This is a genomic window from Streptomyces roseifaciens (assembly GCF_001445655.1).
In the GTDB taxonomy this organism is placed as follows: Bacteria; Actinomycetota; Actinomycetes; order Streptomycetales; family Streptomycetaceae; genus Streptomyces; species Streptomyces aureoversilis.
On the sequence record NZ_LNBE01000004.1, the window covers coordinates 1,619,034 to 1,642,827 of the forward strand.

Below are 23,794 nucleotides of genomic sequence, written 5' to 3' on the forward strand. Positions count from 1 at the left end.
TGGCCCCCGCGCCGCCGCACAGGCGGTGCGGGGAGGCTTGCCCGAGCGGCCTAAGGGAACGGTCTTGAAAACCGTCGTGGCAGCGATGTCACCGAGGGTTCAAATCCCTCAGCCTCCGCCAGCCCTGCGTCAGCGCAGGCCAGAAGGGGTGTCCCGGTTCGGGGCGCCCCTTTCGTGTTGGGGGCCTGTCTCACCTCGTGCCGCCCGTTTCCCGGGTCCGACCAGCGCTTACGGACCAGGCGCGGACCAGTTCCGGCGCTTCCTGGTGGTGACTGAGGCCGTCGAAGCGCGCGAGGCGGGCTCAGGATGCAGCTTCGTTGGCAGGGGTGACTGACCGTCTGGTGGCGGCACAGGGCACCGGGCACCGGGCACCGGGCACCGGGCACAGGCGTGGAGTGAGCGCGGAGAAGTCCAAGGCCGTGGAAGACGGCGGCGGCACGGAGCGCAGGTCACTGCGGATCCGGGCTTGCCTCACCGGGATCCGGGCGCCGGTGCTTCCCATGGAGAGGCATACCGTTTGCGCCCTGTCTGAGTGTCAAGGGCACTGCCGCGAGTGTCGCGTTCTGCAAAGGGCTGGGGTTCGAAGTGAATTCCAGTACTGCCCGGCCCGGAGACGAGGAGTGCTCGATCATGTCGGTGAGCTCGCCGGCGGGCACAGGGTCATTCCGGGGTCGGGCTCACTCCGTCGCCTCCGGCAGCCCCATGGCGAACTCCGCGACATCCTCCAGAGCCATGGGCGCACCCTCTTCCGCACCATTCACCACACCGGCATTTTATTGCGAAATTACAGGAATAAGTGACCCGAGGCATATAGGACACGAATGGACCTACATGGGTGTCAATCTCTTGGTACGACCCCTCAAAGGCGCAGAAAGGCCGGCAATGGTGAGCAGCAACAAGGTTTACACAGACGTCAACGAGCTTGTTAACGAGTGGGTGGATTCCTACAACGCCAAGGACTTCGACCGGTTCGGGGCAGTACTCGCTGATGACGTCGACTACGTCTGCGGAGCCTTCGGGCTCACCTTCACAGGCCGCGATGCCTTCGTGGGCCATGTCCAGGAGTACGCGGGTGCTGTTCCGGACCGGAAGCTGACCCTCAAGCGGGTCATTGCCGAGGGGGACGCCGTCGCCCTCGAATACGACTTCGCAGGGACCAGCTCCGGGGCTCACCCGGGGCTGCCCCCGGCCGGTGCACCGGTCAACGTCAGCTTCTGCACGGTCATGCAGCTGCGCGGTGGCCGGATCGCCTCACAGACCGACTACCTTGGCGGACAGTGACCCCCTCCCGGAACCGTCCCCGCGACGTCGGATGACTTCCTACCGCGGGGCCTCGCCTTCCTCCGCGGAAGAGGACGGCGATGCCGTGTCCGGCCCGGTGGGCAACTTCGGCGGGGCGACGCCGGAAGTCAGTCAGAGGGATACGCCCGCGAGTCGGGCGGACCAGGGATTCTCGGTGAGTGGTGTCTGGGCTTTCACTTCGGTGAGTACGGAGAGGCGGGCGGTCTTCCAGGTCGCGCCGTATTCCTTGGTGAGGACGTGGCCGCCACGGGCGGCGCGGAAGAGCCGGCCGTCTTCGGCGGTGCCGAAAATGCTGCCGATGTGATCTGTCACCGATCGCGATCACCCGGCATTCGAAGGCCGGCCCGGGGCGCTTCGTGGGGTCGCCGTAGCGCCCGATGCCGTAGGCCGATTCTGCCTGGGCAACTGAACGGCGAAAATGCGTGATGCGCTTGCCCGTGCCAGGGTGATTGAGGACCCGCCCCACTCACCCAGGAAGAGTGATCCTGATGGGCATCAAGGACGAGATGCAAGCCAAGGCGCAGCAGGCCAAGGAAAAGCTGCAAAGCAAGCAGGGCGAGGCGAAGCAGCGCGGCCAGAGCGAGCAGGAGCGCCTGCGCCAGAGTGCCGACGAGGCGAGGCAGCAGGGCCAACGGTCCTTCGACGACATCCAGGACGACATGGACGACCGCCGCTGACATTGCCGACTACGTGACTTGGCCTGCACCACCACCACAAGCACGGTGGTGGTGCAGGCCTGCGTGATGAGCTTCAGCAGTCGGGGCCCCTTCGTCGGCGGCCGGAGATCCCAGGGCAGTGCCGGGTCGGGCCGGGTGAGGGCCGCGGTGGTCCTGGCGGTGGTGGCTGCTCGAAGCCCGTCACACCGGGCGGCCGGTGGAGAGCGGGCAGGCTGTTCAGAGTTTCTGAGCCCCCTGAACATGCCCGATCCCAACCCGGACAGGACACCGGCCAAAGCTGCTCCGGCCACCGGCGTGGGCGAGGCGGGGTCGTTCTAGCAACAGGCAGCGAGGGAGCGGGAGTTGATGCTTTCCATATTGACGGACGAATCGTGTCGGTGAGCCTCTTTCTGCTACGGTCATCCGTTCGCCGAGGAGGTCGTGATGAACGGATTTCTGCCTGTTGCTGCCCAGGTGGATCTACGCCGTCAGCCGGTGGAAGACGTGCTGGAGCGCGTGGAAGAGGCCCTGCACGTGCGATTGGTTCGGGAGGCGCTGGTACGCAAGCGCCGTTCCTTGGGGGGCCGTACGGAGCGGGGTACGTGGGTGCGTATCGAGCGGCGGGGATTCGAGCGGATCGGCCCGCAGGGCTGGAACGGGACCGAGGCCGCTGCCGTGCTGCAAGGGGTCGCGATGCCCGAGTGGTACCAGGGCGTGGCGTGGCGCGAGCCGGGCGAGCCGGTGATGTGGCGCGCGGATGAGCTGGAGCTCATTCCGTCGCCGTCTGTCGGCAAGGGCGCACTGGTGCTCGAAGACCCGGGCCTGCCGGACGAGTGGTGGGAGGCGCTGAACGCCTCGCTGGACGCGCTTGCCTCACAGCAGACGCCGCGGATCGCGACACCGGACACGGTGACGATCACGCAGGAGCAGGTGACCCAGACCCTCGGGGCGGTCTTCCCCGGGGTGGCCGATACGCGGATCGAGCGGTGGGCGCCGGCTCATGCGGATCTGACGTGGGCCAACGTGATGGGACCGGAGTTCTCCCTCATCGACTGGGAGGACTGGGGCATGGCGCCCCGGGGCCTGGACGCCGCAACGCTGTGGGGCAACGCGCTTGCCGTCCCGGGGCTCGCGCACCGCGTCCACCAGGAGCGGCGTGCGGACTTGGAGAGCCGGGACGGCAAGTTGATGTCGCTGTTCTTCCTGTCGAAGATCGTCGGACCCTACGCGTACGAGGAGGATCCGCTGCTGGTGCCGTCCCGGAAGGAGGCCGAACGCCTGGTGGCCGAGCTTCAGCTCTGACGGTGTGAGTGGAGGGTGCGGAAATATCGGCTGACGGCGAAGGTGTCCACCTCGGCGCCCAGGGCTTGGACCAACTGGGTCAGGTGTCCGGGGTCGTCGGTGCCGACCGCCATCGTGGAGGCGCTGGGCAGTGGAACGCGGTCCGGAACGCCGCCTGTGTGCGGGATAGATCCCTGTGAGGAGGTCGCAGGAACGGCCGAGGGTCGAACTCCTCCCACACCTTCCTGTGGCCGCCACCGAAGGGGCTCATGCCCCAGGTCTCGTCTACCTTCCAGGCGGTGCGCAGGACGGTGGTGGCGTCGAGGAGGTCGATGCCCACGAGGAACCCGGCCCGGACCATCAAGACGTCCGGAGACGGCAGGTCGTCCACCTGGACCCTGCCGAGCGACCGGGTATCCCAGGCGGCCCCCAGGATTCCGCGAACGTGCAGGTCAGGCATGAAGGAGTCGCCTCAACCAGGACTCTCTTGAAAACCGTCGTGGCAGCGATGTCACCGAGGATTCGAATCCCTCAGCCTCTGCCAGCCCTGCGTCAGCGCAGGCCATACAGGGCTGTCGTTGGTTCCGGGCGGTGTGCCCCTGGCCGCGCCACCGACGAGTCTCGTGGGTCTGCTCGCATCGTGCGGCACGGCCGACGGCCGGCGGGACGCCTGGGTGGACGGCTGGGTGGACGGCTGGGTGGACGAAGAGAACCCCGGGCTTGTGGAAGTGGCCAACGTGGGGTGGTTCGCGCTCGCCTAGGCTGGACGACGCGCGCCACCGGACGTTCGCGGATGCCTGGTGACAGTACGTCCGGCGCCACACGGGCTGAGCGTCGCGCCGTCCCGGGTCTGCTTGCCGCGCTCCATGCGCGACAGCCCCACCAGATGTTTCGGGTGGGCCCTCGGCCCTTGTTGACGAGGTGCGTCCGGGCCCGGCTCGACTGTTGCCTGACGGTTGTTCAGTGCCGGCGGCCACCGGTTCGGAAGCGGCTCGGGCCGGCGCCCGTTGTGGGTGCCGGCCTTGGGGCGCGGAGCGGTGTGCGGGGTTGTGGGGGAGGCGGCCCGGTCAGGCGGCCGGTACGGCTTCCTCCTCCGGGGTGGCGGCGGTCTCGGCCGGGGTCCCGGCCTTGTCGTCGCGCATGACCACCACGGCGAGCAGTGCGGCGGCCAGGACGCCGATCGCGCTGAAGGTGAGGGTGGTGGACATCGAGGCGGTGAAGGCGTCCTTGGCGGCCTGGATCAGGCCCGCGTCGCCCTGGGCGACGGACAGCGCACCGCTGATCGACTGCTTGGCCTGCTCGGGGGTGCCGGCAGGCATCTCCGCGGAGAAGGTGCTGGTGAGCAGCGTGCCGAGGATAGCGATGCCGAGGGCGGTGCCGGCCTGCTGGATGGTGTCGTTCAGGGCGGAGCCGACGCCGGCCTTTTCGGCGGGGATGGTCGCCATCAGGGCGCCCACGGCAGCCGGCATGGCCATGCCGGCGCCGAGGCCGAGCAGGCCGAGGGCGACCGACGGGACGGTGAAGCCGCTGTCGGTGGTGACGGTGGTCAGCAGGCCGAAGGAACCCGCCATCAGGAGCATGCCGGCCAGGATCAGCCAGCGGTAGCCGACCTTGGTGGCGAGCTTGGCGCCGGCGCCGTTGCCGATCAGCGCGGCCACGGCCAGCGGGGTGAACGCCAGACCGGCCTTGACGGGGGAGTAGCCGAGGACCGACTGGAGGTACTGGGTGAGGACCAGGAGCAGACCGCCGTTGCCGATCTGGACCAGGGCCAGCGAGATCGAACCGCCGGTGAAGTTGCGGTGCTTGAAGAGGACCAGCGGGACCATCGGCGAGGCGGTGATGTTCTCCCAGACCACGAAGCCGGACAGGGAGACGACGGCGACGGCGAGGGTGACCAGCCCGCGGCCCTCGAAGGCGCCGTGCTGCGGGATCTCGACGATCCACCAGACCAGGGCGGTCATGCCGACGGCGGAGAGGACGGCGCCCAGCGGGTCGGGCTTCTGCCAGGGGGCCTTGGACTCGGGCATCAGCAGCAGACCGGCCGCCACGGCCAGGACGACGACCGGGACGTTGATGAAGAAGATGGAGTGCCAGGAGAAGCGGTCGATCAGGACGCCGCCGAGGACCGGGCTGCCGACCAGGCCGAGCATCGACACCGAGCCCCAGGCCGCCATCGCCTTCGGGCGCTCCTCCTCGTCGAAGACCGTGATCAGGATCGACAGCGTGGACGGCATGATCAGCGCACCGCCGACGCCCATGGCCACGCGGACGGCTATGACCTCGCCCGGGGTGGTGCAGAACACCGCGGCCAGCGACGCCGCCCCGAAGAGCAGCAGACCGACGATCATCACCTTCCGCCGGCCGAACCGGTCACCGAGGCTTCCCGAGGTCAGCAGCAGACCGGCGAAGACCAGCACGTAGGAGTCGAGGATCCACTGGATCTGCTGGGGGCTCGCCCCGATGTCCTCGGTCATGGCCGGCACGGCGACGGTCAGCGCCATGCTGTCGACGACCAGGACCAGCGTGCTGAGGCACAGCACGATCAGGATCCACCAGCGGTGCGGACTGCGGGTCTCCGACCCTGCTGCGACTGCGGCTGCCATCGGGCTTTCCTTTCGGGTTGCGCACGCTGTTCCGGCGATGCGCACACTGTTCCGGGCGATGCGAACACCGTACGCTGATGCGTACAGTGTTCGCAACCCATGATCCCTGTACGCTGAATGCGCACAACGTACGCAAAGGAGCGACCCGATGGCCGCCGACAAGAAGCCGCAGCCCATTCCCTCCGTCTGGACCCGCCGGCCGCGCAACGCGGAACAGCCCGGGCTGTCCCGGGACGCGATCGTCCGGGAGGCGATCGTGATGCTGGACGCCGACGGCATCGAGGCCCTGAGCATGCGGAAGCTGGCCGCCCGGCTGAACGCCGGAGCGACCTCCCTGTACCGCCACGTCGCCACCAAGGACGAGCTGATGGAGCTCGCCGTGGACGAGGTCTTCGGGGAGGTGGCCGTGCCGCCCGCCGACTCCGCGGACTGGCGGACGGCGGCCGCCCGGGCCGCCGCATCCTTCCGCGCGACGGCCCTGCGCCACCCGTGGCTGTCCTCGGTGCTGGGCCAGGCCGGTCTGGCCTACCTCGGCCCCAACCTGATGTCCTTCTCCAACCGGCTGGCGGCCCTGTTCATCAAGGCGGGCTTCCCCGAACCCACCCGGGCGATCGACTCCCTCATCGCGTACGTGATGGGCATGAGCAGCGCCGAGGCGGCCTGGCTGACCACGGTGGCCCGGTCCGGCGAGACGGAGGCCGGTCTCATCGCCCGCCTCATGCCCGACGCCCAGCAGGCCGCCGAGGGCCACGAGAACCTGACCGAGGCTTACGCCGACGCCGCGACCGAAGCGCTCGACCCCGTCGGCTTGCGCGACTCCAAGTTCGTCTACGGGCTGGAGGTCATGCTCGACGGCCTGGCGCTGCGCCTCCCGGCCGGGCCGCCGCCCGCGGAGTGACCCGGGCGCCGTTCGCCGCGGGCCGGGCAGCTAGCCGGAAGGGGTGGTCCGGGCTCTGCCGTGGCAGTACCGGCCGGGTTGCCGGGCCAGTGCTTCGACGCCTGCGACGCCTGCGACGCCTGCGACGGCTTCGACGACGGGGGCCGTGCCGTCCTCGGCGGCGAGGGCGGCACCGAGTGCGGCGGCTCGCGTGCGCCAGGCCGGTTCGTGGACCGCACGGGTGATGAGGGCTGCGAGGCGGTCCGCCGTCAGGTCCGCCATCGGCAGGACTCCGGGCGCGACGCCGAGGGAGCGGAGCCGCGCGGACCAGAAGGGCTGGTCGTAGAAGACGGGCACCGGGACGGCCGGTACGCCGGCGCGCAGGCCGGCCGCCGTGGTGCCGCCACCGCCGTGGTGCACCACGGCCGCGGTGCGGGGGAAGAGCCACCGGTGGGACACCTCGCCGACGGTCAGGATGTCGTCGCTTTCGGCCTCCAGCCCTGACCATCCGGCCTGGACCACGCCCCGGACCCCGGCCCGGCGCAGCGCTTCGGTGCACACGGCCGACAAGTGCTCGCCGCGCGGCGACGGCATGCTGCCGAAGCCGATGAAGACCGGCGGCGGCCCGGCGGCGAGGAAGTCGGTCAGCCGCGGGTCCGGTTGCCAGGCGCTCGTCTCCTCGGGCCACCAGTAGCCCGCCAGCCGGTGCTCGGTCGGCCAGTCGTCCGGGCGCGGGACGACGTGCGGGCTGAATCCGTACCAGATCGGCCAGTTCCCGGCCAGGCGCCGGCGCGCGGTCCGGCTCAGCGGCGGCAGTCCCAGCTCCGCCCTCACCCACCGGACGGTCGACGCGGCTTGGTGGTGGAACGCCCGCCAGAGGGCGCCGGAGACGAGACGGTTGCCCCAGCGTCCGGCGGAGCGGCGCCCGAGCGCCATCGGTGCGAAGTCCCCCGTCGGGGCGACGGGTTGCAGCAGCGCACCCGTACTGGGCATGCCCAGGCCGTCGGCAACCGCCTTGGCCAGCAGCGCCGTCTGCCCCGAGGCGATGACGACGTCCGCGCCCTGCCGGACCGCCCGGAGGATGCCGTCCGCGAGGTCGGCCGTGTAAGCGGTCCCCTGCCTGGCGATCGTGAGCGTGCCCAGGGGGCCGTCCGCGCGGCCGGACAGCCTTTGCGCGCACGCTTCGTGCATGTCCCTGGGGTCCAGAGGGAGGCCGCGGAAGCCCAGCCCGCAGGCGCGGATCAGGCCGGCGAAGCGCGTGTGGGTGGCCACGGTCACGGCGTGGCCCGCCTGCTGCAGACGGGCCCCGAGGCCGGTGAACGGTGCCACGTCACCCGTGGAGCCGCTGGTGACGAGCAGGACGTGCATGACGCCGACTCCCTCGCGAGGAAGGAAGGGAATGAAACGGGACAAACTATAGGGGTGCTGGGGCGTGGTCATGGGGAAGCGACCACGCGCAGCCACGCCTACTCGGCCCGCTTCAGTGCCACGACCTGCTTCAGTGCCACGGCCCGCTTCAGTGCCCCGGCCCGCTTCAGAGCCCCGGCCTGCCTCGGTTCCACGGCCCGCCTCAGTTCCACGGCGCGTTGAACGCCCGGCCGGGGACGGGCTTGGCGATGAGGGCGATCGGGATGAAGAAGTTGACCTGGCCGATCGCGATCATCAGGGTGGCGAGCGCCTTGGGGTCGTAGTGCTCGGCCACCTGGGCGTAGAGCTCGTCGGAGACCCGCTCACCGTGTGCGGAGGGCTGGAGGACGGCCTCCACCAGCGCGAGCGCGGCGCGCTCGGCACCGCTGAACCAGGGCGCGTCCTTCCAGGACGCCACCGCGGTGATCCGCTCCTCCGACTCCCCGGCCTTGCGCAGGAAACCCGTGTGCAGAACGGTCAGGTACGTGTTGCCGACGATCTGGCCGGCGCGCAGCTGGAGCAGGCTGATCGTGGTCCGCGGCACCGAACGGTTGCCGGTGGCCTTGAACAGCGCCGCCGAGACCTCGGCCAGCTCGGGGACGAGCTCCAGGGGGTCCACGGCCATCCGCGGGCTCGCCGGGACCTCCGCAGTGATCGCAGCAGTCGCAGCAGTCGCAGCATTCGCAGTGATCGCACGCGCTTCCATCATTGTCTCCCTCAGGGCTGCTTCATCATCGCTGTCACTGCACTGACGGATGGCGCCGGGGAAGTGTGACGGACGGGCGAAACTTTTTTATTTGCGGTGGCAGACGAACGTCTTGGTGCCGTCGTCACCGGTCTGGATCACGGCACTGGCGCAGCCCTCCGGGCACCGGGGCGGTGCGGCGTGGGCACTTCGCTGCCGGTCCGGGGGGTAGGCGCACACGGAGCAGTACCACGCGGGCTTGTACGGGTACGTCACGTCCCACCACATGGGATTGCGGCAGTGCGGGCACCTGACCAGAGGAGGGCCGTTCCGACCAGCGTTCATGGCGGCATGCTGCTCCACCGGCCGGGGTCACGAGCCCGGTCCCGCCGGCTGTTCACCCGTTCGGTGCAGCGCCTCCAAAGCGGATGCTGCTTCCTCCGGGGCGGACTGCTGCAGGGCCTCCGCCACCTCCCTGCGCAGCCCGTCCACCACCCGGCCCGACGGGGCCTCGTCCAGTACGCGCATGACCGTGGCGAGTGCGCGGTGGGAGCGGCTCAGCCGGTCCGCCAGTTCGAGGATGCGGCGGTGTGATGCGAGCAGTTCCCGCTGCAGGTCGATGACTTGCTGCTGTGCTTCGATGAGCGCTGCGCCGTCCGGCGGCAGTTGCTGCTGCCGGGTCTCTTCCCCGGTGTAGTGGTTGTTGGTGATGTGGACGTCGCCGTGGAACGTCGCGCCCTTGAAGGAGACCGGCGCTGCCGTCGGTGCCTCCACCGGTGCATCCGCTTCGTCGCCCGCCGCCGCCTCCGTGGTGGCGGCCTCGACCGGTGGCTCCGGAGCCGGGTTGCGCCGGGCCGCTTCCCAGAGCTGTTGGGCATGCCGGAGGGCGACCTCGATCTCCGCCGCGGTGTCCGACGTGACGTCGATGATCGCTTCGACGATCTCCCAGTCGCGCTCCAGGCCGTCGCCGGACAACCGGCGGGCCAGCGTGGAGCGTGCGGGGGGGTTCCCCATCGTGAAGTGCTCGGGGGTGAGCCGGTCGTAGAGCTCGCCGAGGGTCACTCCCGCATCGTCGAGCCTCTTGCGCAGCGTCACGGCCAGTGTGTTGATCTCAGGGATGGCACCCTGCAGCGGGCCCCATGGGCGGCCGCGGCGTCCGGTCCGGCGCGGCTCCTCCGGCATAATCCCCCCCATCCCGCGAGACAATGCCCAATGTCTCATACCGGCAGGCGTATTGACTCGTCTGTCCAGCGTTGTTTCTGAAAAGAAACAGGCGGCATGACGGTCGAGGGGACCGGGCGTAGTGTGTCGGGCAAACAGCACGAACCCGCCCCCAGGGTGGAATCTGTCGGGGCGGGCCGTGTGGATGTCACCGCTGCAAGGGGATCGTCACCAGAGCTCCACGTCGATCCCCTTGAAGCGTGCGTACCACTTCAAGAGCTCGCCGGTGAACCTGAGTGCACGTCTGCCCGAAGGCGAGACCAACCACCTGCGGGCGCCCCGATGAGCCGCCCTCAGACTTCTCCCCGTACTGCGGATCCTGGATCGGCGTAAGCCGCCGGCCGGCGACGAGCGCTCTTCCACTCCCACCCTCCCTGGATGGAACTTCAGCCCCGGCGGGCGGGGCTGCCGGCCCGGGATGGGCCAGGTCGGAGCCTGGGAGGGGTGTTACGTCAGGAAGCCTAGCGCGCGTCGTGGCCAATTGTCCCGCCTCGAAGGGCGGTTATATCACCAGCCGGTCAACCGGCTTGTGAGCACTGGGAGTAGTGAGGCCGGTGTGGCGCTACGGCGTGTGTCCAACCGGCAGTTCCATGCCTCGCAGCGTGGCCCGGATTCCGTCCTTCTCCACCCTCACGTCACGGAGTTGAAGGTTCCGCGCTTCCTTGGGGAGGGAGAACGAGAAGGTCAGCCGGTCGGAGAGCTCCGGCGGGCGCATGTGGATCAGGCCGCCGATCAGCTTCGGGTCGATGCCGAGCTTCTTCAGCAGCCACGGGTTGTCCATCGCCGCATCGATGAGATTGACATGCGTCAGCCGTTCGACGAAGCGGGGGGCGCCCGTCAGGCGGTGCAGTTTCTCCTCGCTCCTGAGGGCCGCCTCGGCGTCCTGCTTCGACACGCCCAGACGCTCCGCCAGCGCCGGAACCGAGAACAGCGCCTTCGCGCGTGCCGCGTCGCGGCTGATGCGCTCGGCCGTCTCGTGGTGCAGGGTCAGCCCTCTGCCCTTGCCGGGGCGGTACGTGGCGATGCCCGGCACGTCGAGGCTCATGTCGTCCACCTCCGTGGACAGGCCGCGGCTTCCGTTCAGCTGCAGCTGCGCCTGGGCCCGTACGCGCAGTTCCCGACCGCCCACGGTCAGCTTTCCGTCGGCGCCGATCGTACGGTCGGTGCGGCGGGTGAAGGCGATCTGTGACGCGGCGAGCTCGCGGTTCATGTCGGCGAAGGACAGCAGGACTTCGCCCTCCAGGTCGCCGATGACGGCGCCGCGCACGTCGCTCGGCAGGTTTCCGGTCAGCTGGATGTCGCGGCTGCTGGCGTGGACCTTCGCGAGCGACACGCGGTCGGCGGCCACGTGCGGAACGGTGACGTCCACGCGCTGCAGGCGCTTCTCCAGGACCTGGGTGAGGAACGGGAACCCGTGGATGTCCACCTGGGGAGCGGCCGCCAGGTGGAGCTCCTGCTGAAGCTTCTGCTGCGCCTTCTTCTCCGCGTACATCTGTGCGCAGCGGTCCCCCAGCACCAGGATCCCGGCGCAGAGGGAGAGGGCGATCAGCATCTTGACGGTGCGGGGCGCGGCGGAGAGGGGGCTCCGGCGGCGGCGATGGCCGCGCTTTCCGCGGCGGTGGTTCGGCGGGGACCAGGGCTCGTCCTCGTCGGTGTCCCCGTGGAGGAGCTGGAGGGGGAGGACCGTGAGCGGCTGCGTGTCCGTCAGCGAGGGGCCGTCGACGCCCGCTTCGGCGAGCGGACCGGAAGTGGGGCCAGAAGTCGGATCGGAGGCCGGATCGGAGGCCGGGCCGGAGGACCGCTGAGGGTCCGGACCGGGGCCCGGGCCGGGTTCCTGGCCAGGCTCCGGGTCCGCCAGTGACGCAAGTTCGTCATAGGGGTTGGGGGGACGGGAAGGTATGCGTGTGGGGGTTCGCATCGCCATATCCCACCACGCGTGATCCCCCGGAACGCAAGCGCTACCGGCAGTACGTCCGAAAACGGAGCCATTGCCCCCGCGGTAGCCCGCCCTGCTTCCGGGCCGGTGTCCAGGACCGCCCCGCCGCCTGCCGATCATGTACTGTTGCGGCAGTTGGCAGGAATCCGTCCCAGGAGGTGAGACCCATTACCGCTGTTGCAGGCTGGGTGCTCTCTTCCCCTGGTTGTACGGTCGCTTCCTCTCTCTAGCCGGCCGCGAGAGCGCCCTTCGGTGATCCGGAAGGCTTCTCCATGTTCGACCCCTCTTTCTCTTCTTCTTCTTCTTCCTCTTACTCCCTCTCCGCTTCCTTTCCCCTCGTCGTTTCCAGGCTCCGGGCCGCCGGCTGTGTCTTCGCCGAGGACGAGGCCGAGCTCATCCTCTCCGCGGCGCGCACGCCCGACGAGCTCGACGGCATGGTGGCGCAGCGCGCATCCGGCCTGCCCCTCGAACACGTGGTCGGCTGGGCCGAGTTCTACGGCCTGCGGATAGCCGTGGACGCGGGCGTCTTCGTTCCGCGGCGGCGTACGGAGTTCCTCGTCGGGCAGGCTCTCGCCCTCAGCTCTCCGCGCGCGGTCGTCGTCGACCTGTGCTGCGGCTCCGGGGCGGTCGGCGCCGCGCTGGCCTCGGCCGTGGAGGACATCGAGCTCTACGCGGCCGACATCGACCCCGTGGCCGTGGACTGCGCCCGCCGGAACATCGGCGCGAGCGGCGTCGTCTACGAGGGGGACCTCTACGAGCCCCTCCCCGGTCAGCTGCGCGGACGCATAGACGTGCTCGTCGCCAACGCGCCCTACGTGCCCACCGACGCCATCGCCCTCCTGCCGGCCGAGGCCCGCGACCACGAGGCGCGGGTCGCGCTGGACGGCGGATCGGACGGGCTCGACGTACAGCGGCGGGTCGCCGCTGCGGCGTCGTCCTGGCTCGCACCGGGCGGCCACCTGCTGGTGGAGACGAGTGAGCGGCAGGCCTCGCGGACGGTCGAGACGTTCGTGGGGAACGGGCTGGTGACGCGGGTCGTCGAGTGCGACGAACTGGATGCGACCGTCGTCGTCGGGACCAGGCCCGGAGGCGGCCGACGGGCGCGGAGCACGCATGCCGAGGCGTCGCATGCCGAGGCCGCACGTGCCCGGGCCGCGCACGGCGAGGCCGAGCAGGACGAGTCCGCGCACGCCGGGGGCGCGCACATCGGGACCGCATACGCCGGGACCGCGCACGAACGGGCCGGCGCCGTGCTCAGCCTGTGAGCCTGCCGCCGGGCCTGCTCAACCCAGGTGGTCCGTCGTCGTGCGGACCACCCGCTCCACGTCGATCTCCACCACCCTCTCGACCTCCGGCCCCCACCGCTCCGGCGGCGGCCGGTGGTCGACGGCCGCGCGGCCGCTGATCTGTACGGTCTGCCCGGTCGCGAAGTCGGGCAGCACCAGCCCGACCCGGGGGTGGCTCCACAGGTTGCCGAGCGTGTTGAACAGGGCGTTGCCCGAGTAGTCCGGCAGCTCGACCCGCCCCGGGCCGGCCACGCGGAGGAAGCCCGGCGGTCCGCCGCGGTGGGAGACGTCGGCTCCGGCCCCGGGGTGCCGGGTGGCGATGAACAGGGTGTCCCTGCGGGCGATGAACCGGCGCTCCCAGTCGGTCAGCCGGGTGAGCGCGGTGGTCTTCGGGCCCTGGGTGAACGGTACGGGGTCCACCAGGCGCTGCCGGATGTGGCGCGGGCAGTTCCCGTACGCCTCTTCCACGTCCATCTCGATCACGGACGGGTCCCAGCGGCGGACGCGGCCGTTGACCCTGAACCTGCGGCGCCGTACGAAGTCCATGGCGATGAGGGCGACCTGGTCGAGAGGCCCCGCGGGCACGCAGGGGTCGCCTTCGGGTCGCGCGGCGCGGATGCGTACGGCCTTCGGTCCCGTCTGTACGAACCCGGCATCGCCGGTCAGGACCGTGGCCCACATCCGGCCTTCCGCGTCGGCCGTGCCCAGGGCGACGCACGACACGGTGGAGAGGAACAGCCCGGCGACGGGGGAGAGCTGATCGCCGAGGACCCCCGCGACCCGGGCCGCCTTGTCGCCGACCCCGGCGGCCCGCTGCAAGGCCCGCTCACCCTCGTGGAACGTGCGTACGCGCGGTGCGGACGTCATGCGGCGGCCCCTAACCGTGGAACGGCGCAGTGGAGTTGAGGCGTCATGGACGAGACGGTACCGTACGGTATCTTCTCTTCCCCGTCGCCCCTAGACTGGCGGCATGCCAGTGAAGCCGGGAGCGACCATCGACCCGCGTGCGACCCGGGCCCGCGTGCTGTCCAGCGCCGTCCAGCTGTTCTACGAGCGCGGGGTGCACACCGTCGGGGTGGACGAGATCGCCCATCACGCCGGCGCCTCGAAGCTGACGATCTACCGCAACTTCGGCTCCAAGGAAGGCCTCGTCGAGGCCGTGCTGGAGTACCGCAGCGAGCACATCCACCGCTGGCTGGTCACCCACCTGGAGCGGGTGCCCGCCGGCCGCGAGCGCGTGCTCGCCCTCTTCGACCTGCTGACCCGCTGGTACGAGCGCGACGGCTACTGCGGCTGCGCCGTGATCAACGCCGCGGTGGAGACGCGCCACCTCGACGGCCCGGTGCGGCAGCTGCCCCGCGCGCACCTGACGCGCTACCGCGAGCTGCTCGAGGAGCTGCTCGCCGGGGCGGGGGCCGGGCGGCCGGCGGTCCTCGCCCGGCACCTGCTGATCCTGATCGAGGGCGCCACGACGATCACGGCGATCGACGGGGACCCTGCGGCCGGGCACGATGCGCGGGCCGCGGCTGAGGTCCTCCTCGACGCGGCCTGCTCCGCCCCGGCCTGAACGCTCGCACCCTCTGCGGTGTTCACTTCTCGGTCATGTTTACGGAATCGGCCGGAATTTCGCCGGAACGGTTCTGCCCTTGTGGTGCATGGGTCCCAAGGGCTTTCTGAGGGGCGCGGGCCGGGGGCCTGCAGGCGTGGCGGGGGTTTATTCGTGAGTGGTCATGCTTGCGAGGGAATGGGGAGGGACGGGTGGTTCGCCGGGGATTCGGTGGGCAAACCTCGGATCGCGACGTCGAATACCTCGCCGGGCGGTCGGCCAACTGCTCGGCACTGTGCAGTAGTTCCGTCTACTGGCAGTAGTTCCGCTCAGCGTTCTCGTTCTGGAGGAATAGAAATGGCAAGCACCCGCACTGCTCGCGTCCTCACCACTGCCGCCGCCCTGCCCGTGGCGGCGGTCCTCCTCTGCGGCGTCGCCCACGCCGATGACGACGGCAACGGCAACCAGGTGGCCAACCGCGGTTCCAACGCGGCTGCCGCGGCGGTCGTGGGGAGCGGTGTCGGCGGCTCCAACCACGGGAACTCCACGACGGGCCAGCAGCAGGCCACCGGCACCGGCGCCTCGAACCAGAGCAACACCGCGAGCGTGAGCGGACCTGCCCGCACGGCCATCCGCCAGGACAACGTTTCGGTGGTCTTCACCAACCTGTGGTAGCCCCTGGGGGTGGGGCGGCACAGGTGGCCGACTGACGCGGCCAGCTGATGTGACCGGCTTTCGTGAACTGGGTCTGGTGATGGTGGCGCGACGGCACTCGGGTGCCGTCGCGCAGCCATGTGCGGCGGCGGGGCGGTGCCGCGATGCCGCCGGTCACGGCCCTTGACAGCTCCCGTGAATCTGACGGACAGTCAGGAAAACTCGCGAGGAGGGGTCCGCGTGCCCGTTCCCACGCCCTTGCCAGGGCCTTTGCCCGAGTCTTTGCCCGAGCCCTCGCCCGGCCCCTTGCCCGAGGCCGTCCCCGGCGACGTGCACCACCTGCTCAAGCCCTTCGAAGGCAGGCCCGCAGCCGTTTCCGCATCCGCCGCGGACCCCGTGAACGCCCCGATGATCAGGCACTGGTGCGAGGCCCTGGGCGACACCAACCCCGCCTACGCCGGGGACGACCCGATCGCCCCGCCCACCATGCTCCAGGCGTGGACCCTGCCCGGCCTCTCCCCGGCCCGCGGCGGGCGCGCCCCCGCCCACGACGAGCTCTTCACCCTGCTCGACGGCGCCGGATACACCGCGGTCGTCGCCACCGACTGCGAGCAGGAGTACGTACGCCCGCTGCGGCCCGGCGACGAGATCACGTTCGATTCGGTCATCGAGACCGTCTCCCCCCGCAAGACCACCAGGCTCGGCGCGGGCTACTTCATCACGACGGCGATGCGGCTGCAGGTGGCCGGCGAGCTGGTCGGCACCCACCGCTTCCGGATCCTCAAGTACGCCCCGGCCCAAGCTTTGGCCCAAGCCCCAGCACCCGCCGAACGCACCACCGGAACGATCCGCCCCCGCCCCCGCCCCGTCATCAACCGCGACAACGCTCCCTTCTGGGAAGGCGTCGCCGCGCACAAGCTGCTCATCCAGCGCTGCGCCGCCTGCGGCACGCTCCGCTTCCCCTGGCTGCCGGGCTGCGGCCGCTGCGGCTCTCCCGAGTGGGGGACGACCGAGGCCTCCGGCTCCGGCACGGTCCATTCGTACGTGGTGGTGCACCATCCGCCGTTCCCGGCCTTCGACCCGCCCTACGCCGTCGCGCTCGTCGAACTGGCCGAAGGCGTACGCATGATCAGCAGCGTCACCGGGGTGCCGCACGACCGCGTGCGCATCGGCATGCCCGTCGAGCTGGAATTCATACGAGTGGACGCGGAGTGGGAACTTCCGGTGTTTCGCGCCCGCGCGGACCGGGCGGCGGGAGCGGACGCATGACGCCCGGCGACGAACTCCCGCCCCTCACCGTCCCCATCACCCGTACGCTCGTCATCGCGGGTGCCATCGCCTCCCGCGACTACCAGGATGTACACCACGACGCCGAGGCGGCCCGTTCGAAGGGCTCTCCTGACATCTTCATGAACATCCTCACCACCAATGGTCTGGTGGGCCGTTACGTCACCGACCGTCTCGGCCCGGAGGCCGTCCTCCGCAAGGTTTCGATCCGGCTCGGGGTGCCCAGTTATCCGGGCGACGTTCTGGTGCTGACCGGAAGGATCCTTTCCGTGAACGAGCGCACCATCGAGATCTCCGTGGTGGGGACTAACCGCCTCGGCCGCCATGTCACCGGCCGGGTCGTGGCCGCCCGTCCCTGCCGCGCCCGGGCCGACGGATGATCGGCGGCACCGCCGCCGTCGTCGGCATCGGCGCCACCGCCTTCACCAAGGACTCCGGCCGCAGCGAGCTCGCCCTGGCCGCGGAGGCCGTGCGCGCGGCTCTCGACGACGCCGGGCTCGGCCCCGGCGACGTGGACGGCATGGTCACCTTCACCATGGACACCAGCCCCGAGATCACCGTCGCCCAGGCGGCCGGCATCGGCGAGCTGACGTTCTTCTCCCGCGTCCACTACGGCGGCGGCGCCGCCTGCGCCACCGTCCAGCAGGCCGCCCTCGCCGTGACGGCCGGGATCGCCGACGTCGTCGTCTGCTACCGGGCCTTCAACGAGCGCTCCGGCCGCCGTTTCGGCGCCGGGGTGCAGGGGCGCGAGCCCTCGGCGGAGGGCGTGGCGCTCGGCTGGGGGCTGCCGTACGGGCTGCTCACGCCGGCGTCCTGGGCGGCCATGGGCGCCCGCCGCTACCTGCACGAGTACGGCCTGGAGCCCGAGGTCTTCGGGCACGTCGCCGTCACCGACCGGCGCCACGCCGCGACCAACCCGGCCGCGTACTTCCACGGCCGCCCGATCACCCTCGCCGACCACGCCGCCTCCCGCTGGATCGCCGAGCCGCTGCGGCTGCTCGACTGCTGCCAGGAGACGGACGGCGGCCAGGCCCTGGTCGTCACCTCCCTGGAGCGGGCCCGCACGCTGCGCCATCCGCCCGCCGTGGTCGTCGCCGCGGCCCAGGGAGCCGGCCGCGCGCAGGAGCAGATGACCAGCTACTACCGGGACGACATCGAAGGCCTCCCCGAAATGGGCGTCGTCGCCCGGCAGCTGTGGGGGAGCAGCGGACTGGGCCCCGCGGACATGGACGTTGCCGTCCTCTACGACCACTTCACGCCGTACGTGCTGATGCAGCTGGAGGAGTTCGGCTTCTGCGGGCCCGGCGAGGGTGCCGCGTTCGTGGCGGCGGACGCGCTGCCGCTGAACACCCACGGCGGGCAGCTGGGCGAGGCGTACCTGCACGGCATGAACGGCATTGCCGAGGCGGTGCGGCAGCTGCGCGGCACCGCCGTGAACCAGGTGCCGGACGCCTCCCGGGCGCTGGTCACAGCCGGTACCGGAGTTCCCACGTCCGGGCTGCTTCTCGGGGCAGACGGATGAACGGGGGCGTGTCACGGAAGGGGGCCGGTCGGTGGCGCCTTTGACTCCGGGTATGGACCGACGACGGAAGATCATCGGATATCTCCTCGCCCTGATGGCGGTGGTGGCCCAGCTGGCCGGCGCCGATCCCGCGGGCGCCGGTGACCGGGGCGACCCGAGGGACGAGGGGGCTTCCGTCTTCAGGGGCTGGGGCCTGGACACCTGCCAGGCGCCGGCGCTGACCACGCTGAGCGCGTGGAAGTCGTCCGACTACCGGGCCGTCGGCGTCTACTTCGCCGGCCGCGCCCGCGCCTGCCCGCACCAGACCTACCTCAGCGAGCGCTGGCTGGAGGGCGCCGACGACCTGGGCTGGCGCGTCCTGCCGATCTACGTGGGCTCGCAGTCCCCGTGCGTGCGGGCGAGCAACAAGCGGGGCTTCCTGATCGGCTCCTACCCCTACGACCAGGGCCAGTCGGAGGGCGAGGACGCCGTCTCCCGGGCCTCCGCGCTCGGCATCGTCTCCCGCAGCGCCCTCTACCTCGACATGGAGGCCTACGACGACAAGGACGGCGACTGCGCCCGCACGACGCTGTCCTACATCCGCGGCTGGAACGCGGCCGTGCGCGGCGGCGGCTACCTGCCGGGCTTCTACAGCAGCGCCGAGTCGGGGGTGCGGCACATGGACCGGGCCCGCCGCTCGGGCACGACCGGGCTGCCCGACGTGCTCTGGTTCGCCCGCTGGCGGGTCGAGCCCACGACGGACCGCGAGCCGTTGATCGGCCGGACGGCCTGGCAGCCGCACCGCCGCATCCACCAGTACCAGGGCAACGTCACCGAGTCGCACGGGGGACGGAAGCTGACCATCGACCGCAATCTGGTGGACGCACCCGTGGCGATCATCGACTGACACGGACCGGGGGCCCGGTCCGGGGCCCGTACCCGGAGGAGGTCCCCTATTCCTCTCCCCCTCCGGGAGGTGGGGCCAGCCCCACCTGTACGACCTGAGGCGGACCGTCCTTCGGCACCTGCGGCCGATCCGCCGGGTACAGGTGCGCTCCTAGCGTTGAAGCATGACAGCAACCACGACGTCTGTGTGCACCAGCGCATCCACCGCCGTGTACCCGTCGTTCTCCTCCTACGTACGGGCACGCGGTCCGGTGCTGCAGCGCACCGCCCGCTCTCTGACCTCGAACCCGTGCGACGCGGAGGACCTGCTGCAGACCGCGCTGACCAAGACGTACCTGGCGTGGGAGCGCATAGAGGACCACCGGGCCCTGGACGGCTACGTGCGCCGGGCCCTGGTCAACACCCGCACCTCGCAGTGGCGCAAGCGCAAGGTCGACGAGTTCCCCTACGACGAGCTGCCCGAGCGCGAGGCCGCCCCCTCGGCGGACCCCGCGGAGCAGCAGGCGCTGCGCGACGCGATGTGGCGGGCCGTACTGCGGCTGCCGGTGCGGCAGCGGGCCATGGTCGTCCTCAGGTATTACGAGGACCTGACCGAGGTGCAGACGGCCGAGCTGCTCGGGGTCTCCGTCGGCACGGTCAAGAGCGCCGTCTCCCGGGCGCTCGGCAAGCTCCGCGAGGACCCGGAGCTCTCCTGCGCCGCATGACGCGCGTGTGACGGGCGTGTGACCGGCGGCGCGCGGACGACGTGACGGAAAGTGCTCACCGCAGGGGCCCCGGGGTAGTGACTTACCGCGAGATACCCCAGCACAATCAGCGGACGACCACCCGCCGTACAGGTCTTCGGGAGGACCCCGGTGCTGAGCACGATGCAGGACGTACCGCTCACCGTCACACGCATCCTCGCCCATGGGGCGCGCGTGCACGGGGGCGCCACGGTGACCACCTGGACCGGGGACGGCGAGCCGCTGCGGCGCAGTTTCCGGGAGGTCGCCGAGCGGTCCGTGCAGCTGGCCCACGCGCTGCGCGACGAGCTCGGGGTGGTCGGCGACCAGCGCGTCGCCACGCTCATGTGGAACAACAGCGACCACCTGGAGGCGTACCTCGCGATCCCCTCCATGGGCGCCGTCCTGCACACGCTCAACCTGCGGCTGCCCGTCGAGCAGCTCGCCTGGATCGTCAACCACGCGGCCGACCGCGTGATCATCGTCAACGGCTCGCTGCTGCCGCTGCTCGCCCCGCTCCTGCCGCACCTCGGCTCCGTCGAGCACGTGATCGTCTCGGGCCCGGGCGACCGCTCCGCTCTGGAGGGCTGCCGGCCGCGCGTGCACGAGTACGAGGAGCTGCTCGCGGGCCGCCCCGTGGCCGGTTTCGACTGGCCGGAGCTCGACGAGCGGCAGGCCGCCGCCCTCTGCTACACCTCCGGCACCACCGGCGAGCCCAAGGGCGTCCTCTACAGCCACCGCTCGGTCTACCTCCACGCCATGGAGGTCAACGCCGCCTCGGCCTTCGGCCTGACCCCCGCCGACACCTGCCTGCCCGTCGTGCCGATGTTCCACGTGAACGCCTGGGGCCTGCCGCACGCCGCCTTCATGGCCGGAACGTCCCTGCTGATGCCCGACCGCTTCCTGCAGCCCGCGCCGCTCGCCGAGATGATCGCCACCGAGCGGCCCACGGTGTCCGCCGGCGTCCCCACGATCTGGGCGGGCCTGCTCGCCGAGCTCGACGCGCGGCCGCGGGACCTGTCCTCGCTGCGCACGGTCATCAGCGGCGGCTCGGCCGCGCCGCCCGCGATGATGCGGGGCTTCCACGAGCGCCACGGCGTGCGGCTCGTACAGGCGTGGGGGATGACGGAGACCTCGCCGCTGGGCTCGGTGGCCTACCCGCCGGCCGGTCTGAGCGAGGAGGAGGAGTGGCCCTACCGCATCACCCAGGGCCGGCTGCCCTCCTCCGTGGAGGCCCGGCTCGCCGGTCCCGGCGGGGAGATCCTGCCGTGGGACGGGCAGTCGGCCGGTGAGCTGGAGGTGCGCGGGCCCTGGATCGCGGGCGCGTACTACGGCGGAGCGGCCGGGGAGCCCGTCCGTCCCGAGGACAAGTTCAGCCCCGACGGCTGGCTGCGCACGGGCGACGTCGGCACGATCACGTCCGACGGCTTCCTCACCCTCACCGACCGCGCCAAGGACGTGATCAAGTCGGGCGGCGAGTGGATCTCCTCCGTCGAGCTGGAGAACCACCTGATGGCCCACCCGGACGTCGCGGAGGCGGCCGTTGTGGCCGTCCCGGACGACAAGTGGGGCGAGCGCCCGCTCGCCGCCGTGGTCCTCAAGGACGGCGAGCCCGCCGACTACGAGGCGCTCCGGGCGTTCCTCGGCGAGCGGGTGGCGCGCTGGCAGCTGCCCGAGCGGTGGGTGCGGATCGCGACCGTACCGAAGACGTCGGTGGGCAAGTTCGACAAGAAGGTGCTCCGCAAGCAGTACGCGGAGGGCGAGCTGGAGGTCACCGTCCTGGGCGGCTGACCCGCTGCGGGCGGATGACACGGAACGCCGGGCAGGGGACCACCGATGAGGTCCCCTGCCCGGCGTCGGCATGTGCGTTGCCCGCCGTCCACGGGGGCTGCGGCGCCGGTGTCTTCGCCGGTGTCCCGTCAGTGCCCCGTCAGTGCTCTGTCAGCGCTTGGCTCCCACCAGCGCGCTGCCGGCCCAGCCCGCCGCCACGGCCGCCGCCGCGATCGCGCAGACGCCGTTCCAGCCCCAGTGGGCGTACGCCGGGCCCGCGAGGGCGGAGGCGCTCGCGCCGCCGACGAACGCGGTGACGACGTAGGCGGTGTTGGCCGCGGCGGGGGTGCCGGTCGAGGCCAGCGCCCGCGTCTGGTTGGCGACCTGGCCGGCCATCAGGCCCGCGTGGATCAGCACGGCCGCCGCGCACAGCGCCCACAGCCGGTGCCCGCCGAGCCAGAACAGCGGCAGGGAGAGCGCCGTGAGCACGTAGGACGTGGTGACGACCCGGGTCGCGCCGAAGCGGTCGATGAGCGACCCCGACACGGGGGCGACGGCGGTCGAGACGAGGCCGAACAGGCCGAAGAGGCCCGCGGTCGCCGTCGACATGTGGAACGGCTCGTCCGCGGTCAGCAGCAGGGCGAGCGTCGTCCACAGGGAGCTCCAGGCGCCGAAGAGGCCGGCCTGGCGCAGGCACGCGGCCCGCAGCTCGGGGGAGCGGCGCAGCAGGCCCGGCAGCCCCGCTATGGCCTTGAGGGGCCGGGCGGCGCGGCGCGGCCGGGTCTCGGCCGGAAGCAGTACGGCGGTCAGCAGGCCGATCGCGACGGTGAGCGCGGCGGCGCCGAGGAAGACGGCGCGCCAGCCGTACGCCTGCCCGGCCAGGGAGCCGAGGACGCGGGCCGCGACGATGCCGGTGAACAGCCCGGCCACGACCGCGGCCACGTGCCGCCCGCGCCGGTCGGCGGGCGCCCGCTCGGCGACCAGCGGGACCAGCAGCTGCGGCACGACCGTCGCGGCGCAGGCCACCAGGACGGCCGCGGCCAGCGCGGGCAGGCCGGGTGCGAAGGCCCCCGCGACGAGGGCCACGCCGGCGACCGCGGACAGCACGGCCACCAGGCGGCGGCGGTCGGCGGTGTCCCCGAGCGGGGCGAACGCCAGCAGGCCGACGGCGTAACCGAGCTGGGCCACGGAGGCGATCCAGCCGGCCGTGGAGGGCGCGGCGCCGAAGTCCTCGGCGATGAGGCCGAGGAGCGGGGCCGCGAGGTAGATGTTCGCGGCGGTGACGGCGGTGCAGAGGGCGATGACCGCGAGGAGGACGGTGTTGCCGCCGCGGGCGGGGGCGGGGGTGACCGGTGCCGCGGGCGTTGCGGGCGCTGCGGGCGATACGGGTGCGGGGCCGGCTGCGGCTGTGGGTGACGGCGTGGGCGACGGCATGTGTGGTGTGGCTCCCCCGGGGCGATGCGGTTCAGGCTTGCAACCAACTGGTTGGTTATAAGTTTCACGTGAAACGGAACGTGCTGTCAACTGAATAGTTGGTTACTCTGGGTGCATGGCAGTCGTTAGGGATCCAGAGGCCACCAAGGCGCGCATCTTCGCGGCGGCCACCGCCGAATTCGCCGCCCACGGCATCGCCGGCGCGCGCATCGACCGCATCGCCCGCGAGGCCAAGGCGAACAAGCAGCTCATCTACGCCTACTTCGGCGACAAGGCCGAGCTGTTCTCCCAGGTCCTCCAGCAGGCCCTGCTCGAACTCGCCTCCGCCGTGCCCGTCGACGCCGACGACCCCGACTGCTACGTCGACCGCCTGATGGAGTACCACAAGACCCACCCCGAGCTGCTGCGGCTGCTCCTGTGGGAAGGGCTGGAGTACGGGGAGGGCGAGATCCCGCACGAGACCGAGCGGCGCGCCCGCTACGACTCCAAGGCCGCGGCCTTCGCCACCGCCCAGGAGAAGGGCACGGTCGACGCCGGGCTGCCGCCGCGGCACCTCGTCTTCCTGATCAGCGCGCTCGCCGGGTGGGCCACGGCCGTGCCGCAGTTCCGCCGGCTGCTCGTCGGCGGGGAGGACGGAGACCTCGACTCGCTGCGCGAGTCCGTGCGGACGGCGGCGCGCAGGATCACACAGCCGGGCGCCTAGCCGCCCGGCCGGCCACC

At 71.2% G+C, this 23,794-nt stretch carries 23 protein-coding genes, 1 tRNA gene and 1 pseudogene; 16 read left to right on the plus strand and 9 right to left on the minus strand.

Annotated features, from left to right (window positions below):
• Positions 1–31 precede the first annotated feature (31 nt).
• A tRNA-Ser gene (locus AS857_RS24400) sits at positions 32–121 on the plus strand.
• Positions 122–882: 761 nt separating this feature from the next.
• Positions 883–1,281: an ester cyclase gene (locus AS857_RS40075; RefSeq protein WP_058045401.1), complete on the plus strand. Its 399-nt coding sequence runs from the start codon at positions 883–885 to the stop codon at positions 1,279–1,281.
• 132 nt (positions 1,282–1,413) lie between these two features.
• Here AS857_RS40075 and AS857_RS24410 read toward each other — a convergent pair whose 3' ends face one another.
• Entirely contained in the window at positions 1,414–1,614 is a 201-nt protein-coding gene (locus AS857_RS24410; protein WP_058045402.1) for a hypothetical protein, read from the minus strand.
• Between the two features lie 176 nt (positions 1,615–1,790).
• Here AS857_RS24410 and AS857_RS24415 point away from each other — a divergent pair, with 176 nt between their 5' ends.
• Positions 1,791–1,979 (plus strand): hypothetical protein, encoded by a 189-nt coding sequence (locus AS857_RS24415; RefSeq protein WP_058047022.1) that lies wholly within the window; start codon positions 1,791–1,793, stop codon positions 1,977–1,979.
• Between the two features lie 423 nt (positions 1,980–2,402).
• Positions 2,403–3,260, plus strand: a complete 858-nt coding sequence (locus AS857_RS24420; RefSeq protein ID WP_058045403.1) for a hypothetical protein — start codon at positions 2,403–2,405, stop codon at positions 3,258–3,260.
• Positions 3,261–3,339: 79 nt separating this feature from the next.
• Here the strand turns inward: AS857_RS24420 and AS857_RS24425 are convergent, their stop codons facing one another.
• On the minus strand, positions 3,340–3,699 hold the full coding sequence (locus AS857_RS24425; protein WP_058045404.1) for a hypothetical protein: 360 nt from the start codon (positions 3,697–3,699) through the stop codon (positions 3,340–3,342).
• A gap of 163 nt (positions 3,700–3,862) precedes the next feature.
• On the opposite strand from AS857_RS24425, the gene AS857_RS40080 reads away from it, so the two are divergent.
• On the plus strand, positions 3,863–4,000 hold the full coding sequence (locus tag AS857_RS40080) for a hypothetical protein (protein ID WP_160330271.1): 138 nt from the start codon (positions 3,863–3,865) through the stop codon (positions 3,998–4,000).
• Between the two features lie 306 nt (positions 4,001–4,306).
• Here AS857_RS40080 and AS857_RS24430 read toward each other — a convergent pair whose 3' ends face one another.
• Positions 4,307–5,842: an MFS transporter gene (locus AS857_RS24430; RefSeq protein ID WP_058045405.1), complete on the minus strand. Its 1,536-nt coding sequence runs from the start codon at positions 5,840–5,842 to the stop codon at positions 4,307–4,309.
• A 148-nt stretch (positions 5,843–5,990) separates the two neighbouring features.
• On the opposite strand from AS857_RS24430, the gene AS857_RS24435 reads away from it, so the two are divergent.
• A complete protein-coding gene (locus AS857_RS24435) occupies positions 5,991–6,740 on the plus strand; it encodes a TetR/AcrR family transcriptional regulator (protein WP_058045406.1) in 750 nt (249 codons plus the stop codon).
• Positions 6,741–6,770: 30 nt separating this feature from the next.
• Here the strand turns inward: AS857_RS24435 and AS857_RS24440 are convergent, their stop codons facing one another.
• The 4 genes from AS857_RS24440 to AS857_RS24460 form a co-directional block, all read right to left on the minus strand.
• Complete coding sequence (locus AS857_RS24440; protein WP_063804346.1) at positions 6,771–8,087, minus strand: glycosyltransferase; 1,317 nt, start codon at positions 8,085–8,087, stop codon at positions 6,771–6,773.
• A gap of 202 nt (positions 8,088–8,289) precedes the next feature.
• Positions 8,290–8,751, minus strand: a complete 462-nt coding sequence (locus AS857_RS24445) for a carboxymuconolactone decarboxylase family protein (RefSeq protein WP_058045407.1) — start codon at positions 8,749–8,751, stop codon at positions 8,290–8,292.
• Between the two features lie 432 nt (positions 8,752–9,183).
• A complete protein-coding gene (locus AS857_RS24455) occupies positions 9,184–9,906 on the minus strand; it encodes a hypothetical protein (RefSeq protein ID WP_144440888.1) in 723 nt (240 codons plus the stop codon).
• Positions 9,907–10,594: 688 nt separating this feature from the next.
• On the minus strand, positions 10,595–11,950 hold the full coding sequence (locus AS857_RS24460) for an LmeA family phospholipid-binding protein (protein ID WP_063804400.1): 1,356 nt from the start codon (positions 11,948–11,950) through the stop codon (positions 10,595–10,597).
• A gap of 290 nt (positions 11,951–12,240) precedes the next feature.
• Here AS857_RS24460 and AS857_RS24465 point away from each other — a divergent pair.
• A pseudogene (locus AS857_RS24465) lies at positions 12,241–13,053 on the plus strand (putative protein N(5)-glutamine methyltransferase); the annotation flags it as partial.
• Between the two features lie 198 nt (positions 13,054–13,251).
• Here the strand turns inward: AS857_RS24465 and AS857_RS24470 are convergent.
• Positions 13,252–14,121 carry a pyridoxamine 5'-phosphate oxidase family protein gene (locus AS857_RS24470; RefSeq protein WP_058045411.1) on the minus strand — a complete coding sequence of 290 codons (870 nt, stop codon included), beginning with the start codon at positions 14,119–14,121 and terminating at the stop codon, positions 13,252–13,254.
• A 103-nt stretch (positions 14,122–14,224) separates the two neighbouring features.
• Here AS857_RS24470 and AS857_RS24475 point away from each other — a divergent pair, with 103 nt between their 5' ends.
• From AS857_RS24475 to AS857_RS24510, 8 genes are all read left to right on the plus strand, one after another.
• A complete protein-coding gene (locus tag AS857_RS24475; protein ID WP_063804347.1) occupies positions 14,225–14,821 on the plus strand; it encodes a TetR/AcrR family transcriptional regulator in 597 nt (198 codons plus the stop codon).
• Positions 14,822–15,157: 336 nt separating this feature from the next.
• Positions 15,158–15,475: a hypothetical protein gene (locus tag AS857_RS24480; protein ID WP_058045413.1), complete on the plus strand. Its 318-nt coding sequence runs from the start codon at positions 15,158–15,160 to the stop codon at positions 15,473–15,475.
• 285 nt (positions 15,476–15,760) lie between these two features.
• The gene (locus AS857_RS24485; RefSeq protein ID WP_058045414.1) at positions 15,761–16,723 is read left to right on the plus strand and encodes a bifunctional MaoC family dehydratase N-terminal/OB-fold nucleic acid binding domain-containing protein; all 963 of its coding nucleotides are present in this window, start codon (positions 15,761–15,763) and stop codon (positions 16,721–16,723) included.
• The gene (locus AS857_RS24490) at positions 16,720–17,121 is read left to right on the plus strand and encodes a MaoC family dehydratase (RefSeq protein ID WP_058045415.1); all 402 of its coding nucleotides are present in this window, start codon (positions 16,720–16,722) and stop codon (positions 17,119–17,121) included. The genes AS857_RS24485 and AS857_RS24490 overlap by 4 nt, the downstream gene beginning before the upstream one ends.
• Positions 17,118–18,263 (plus strand): lipid-transfer protein, encoded by a 1,146-nt coding sequence (locus tag AS857_RS24495; protein WP_058045416.1) that lies wholly within the window; start codon positions 17,118–17,120, stop codon positions 18,261–18,263. Before AS857_RS24490 ends, AS857_RS24495 begins: the two co-directional genes overlap by 4 nt.
• 52 nt (positions 18,264–18,315) lie before the next feature.
• On the plus strand, positions 18,316–19,149 hold the full coding sequence (locus tag AS857_RS24500) for a DUF1906 domain-containing protein (protein WP_058045417.1): 834 nt from the start codon (positions 18,316–18,318) through the stop codon (positions 19,147–19,149).
• A 163-nt stretch (positions 19,150–19,312) separates the two neighbouring features.
• Positions 19,313–19,852: a SigE family RNA polymerase sigma factor gene (locus AS857_RS24505; protein WP_058045418.1), complete on the plus strand. Its 540-nt coding sequence runs from the start codon at positions 19,313–19,315 to the stop codon at positions 19,850–19,852.
• A 150-nt stretch (positions 19,853–20,002) separates the two neighbouring features.
• Positions 20,003–21,661 (plus strand): long-chain fatty acid--CoA ligase, encoded by a 1,659-nt coding sequence (locus tag AS857_RS24510; RefSeq protein ID WP_058045419.1) that lies wholly within the window; start codon positions 20,003–20,005, stop codon positions 21,659–21,661.
• 150 nt (positions 21,662–21,811) lie between these two features.
• On the opposite strand, the gene AS857_RS24515 is transcribed toward AS857_RS24510, so the two are convergent.
• Positions 21,812–23,074: an MFS transporter gene (locus AS857_RS24515; protein WP_058045420.1), complete on the minus strand. Its 1,263-nt coding sequence runs from the start codon at positions 23,072–23,074 to the stop codon at positions 21,812–21,814.
• A gap of 115 nt (positions 23,075–23,189) precedes the next feature.
• Here AS857_RS24515 and AS857_RS24520 point away from each other — a divergent pair, with 115 nt between their 5' ends.
• The gene (locus AS857_RS24520; protein WP_058045421.1) at positions 23,190–23,777 is read left to right on the plus strand and encodes a TetR/AcrR family transcriptional regulator; all 588 of its coding nucleotides are present in this window, start codon (positions 23,190–23,192) and stop codon (positions 23,775–23,777) included.
• The last annotated feature ends 17 nt before the right edge of the window (positions 23,778–23,794 follow it).

Excerpts from the sequence above, each read along its gene's own strand:
- AS857_RS40075 (WP_058045401.1), top strand. The coding sequence starts at position 883 with ATGGTGAGCAGCAACAAGGTTTACACAGACGTCAACGAGCTTGTTAAC.
- AS857_RS24415 (WP_058047022.1), top strand. The coding sequence starts at position 1,791 with ATGGGCATCAAGGACGAGATGCAAGCCAAGGCGCAGCAGGCCAAGGAA.
- AS857_RS24420 (WP_058045403.1), top strand. The coding sequence starts at position 2,403 with ATGAACGGATTTCTGCCTGTTGCTGCCCAGGTGGATCTACGCCGTCAG.
- AS857_RS24425 (WP_058045404.1), bottom strand. The coding sequence starts at position 3,699 with ATGCCTGACCTGCACGTTCGCGGAATCCTGGGGGCCGCCTGGGATACC.
- AS857_RS24430 (WP_058045405.1), bottom strand. The coding sequence starts at position 5,842 with ATGGCAGCCGCAGTCGCAGCAGGGTCGGAGACCCGCAGTCCGCACCGC.
- AS857_RS24435 (WP_058045406.1), top strand. The coding sequence starts at position 5,991 with ATGGCCGCCGACAAGAAGCCGCAGCCCATTCCCTCCGTCTGGACCCGC.
- AS857_RS24440 (WP_063804346.1), bottom strand. The coding sequence starts at position 8,087 with ATGCACGTCCTGCTCGTCACCAGCGGCTCCACGGGTGACGTGGCACCG.
- AS857_RS24445 (WP_058045407.1), bottom strand. The coding sequence starts at position 8,751 with ATGGCCGTGGACCCCCTGGAGCTCGTCCCCGAGCTGGCCGAGGTCTCG.
- AS857_RS24460 (WP_063804400.1), bottom strand. The coding sequence starts at position 11,950 with ATGCGAACCCCCACACGCATACCTTCCCGTCCCCCCAACCCCTATGAC.
- AS857_RS24470 (WP_058045411.1), bottom strand. The coding sequence starts at position 14,121 with ATGACGTCCGCACCGCGCGTACGCACGTTCCACGAGGGTGAGCGGGCC.
- AS857_RS24475 (WP_063804347.1), top strand. The coding sequence starts at position 14,225 with ATGCCAGTGAAGCCGGGAGCGACCATCGACCCGCGTGCGACCCGGGCC.
- AS857_RS24480 (WP_058045413.1), top strand. The coding sequence starts at position 15,158 with ATGGCAAGCACCCGCACTGCTCGCGTCCTCACCACTGCCGCCGCCCTG.
- AS857_RS24490 (WP_058045415.1), top strand. The coding sequence starts at position 16,720 with ATGACGCCCGGCGACGAACTCCCGCCCCTCACCGTCCCCATCACCCGT.
- AS857_RS24495 (WP_058045416.1), top strand. The coding sequence starts at position 17,118 with ATGATCGGCGGCACCGCCGCCGTCGTCGGCATCGGCGCCACCGCCTTC.
- AS857_RS24500 (WP_058045417.1), top strand. The coding sequence starts at position 18,316 with ATGGACCGACGACGGAAGATCATCGGATATCTCCTCGCCCTGATGGCG.
- AS857_RS24505 (WP_058045418.1), top strand. The coding sequence starts at position 19,313 with ATGACAGCAACCACGACGTCTGTGTGCACCAGCGCATCCACCGCCGTG.
- AS857_RS24515 (WP_058045420.1), bottom strand. The coding sequence starts at position 23,074 with ATGCCGTCGCCCACGCCGTCACCCACAGCCGCAGCCGGCCCCGCACCC.
- AS857_RS24520 (WP_058045421.1), top strand. The coding sequence starts at position 23,190 with ATGGCAGTCGTTAGGGATCCAGAGGCCACCAAGGCGCGCATCTTCGCG.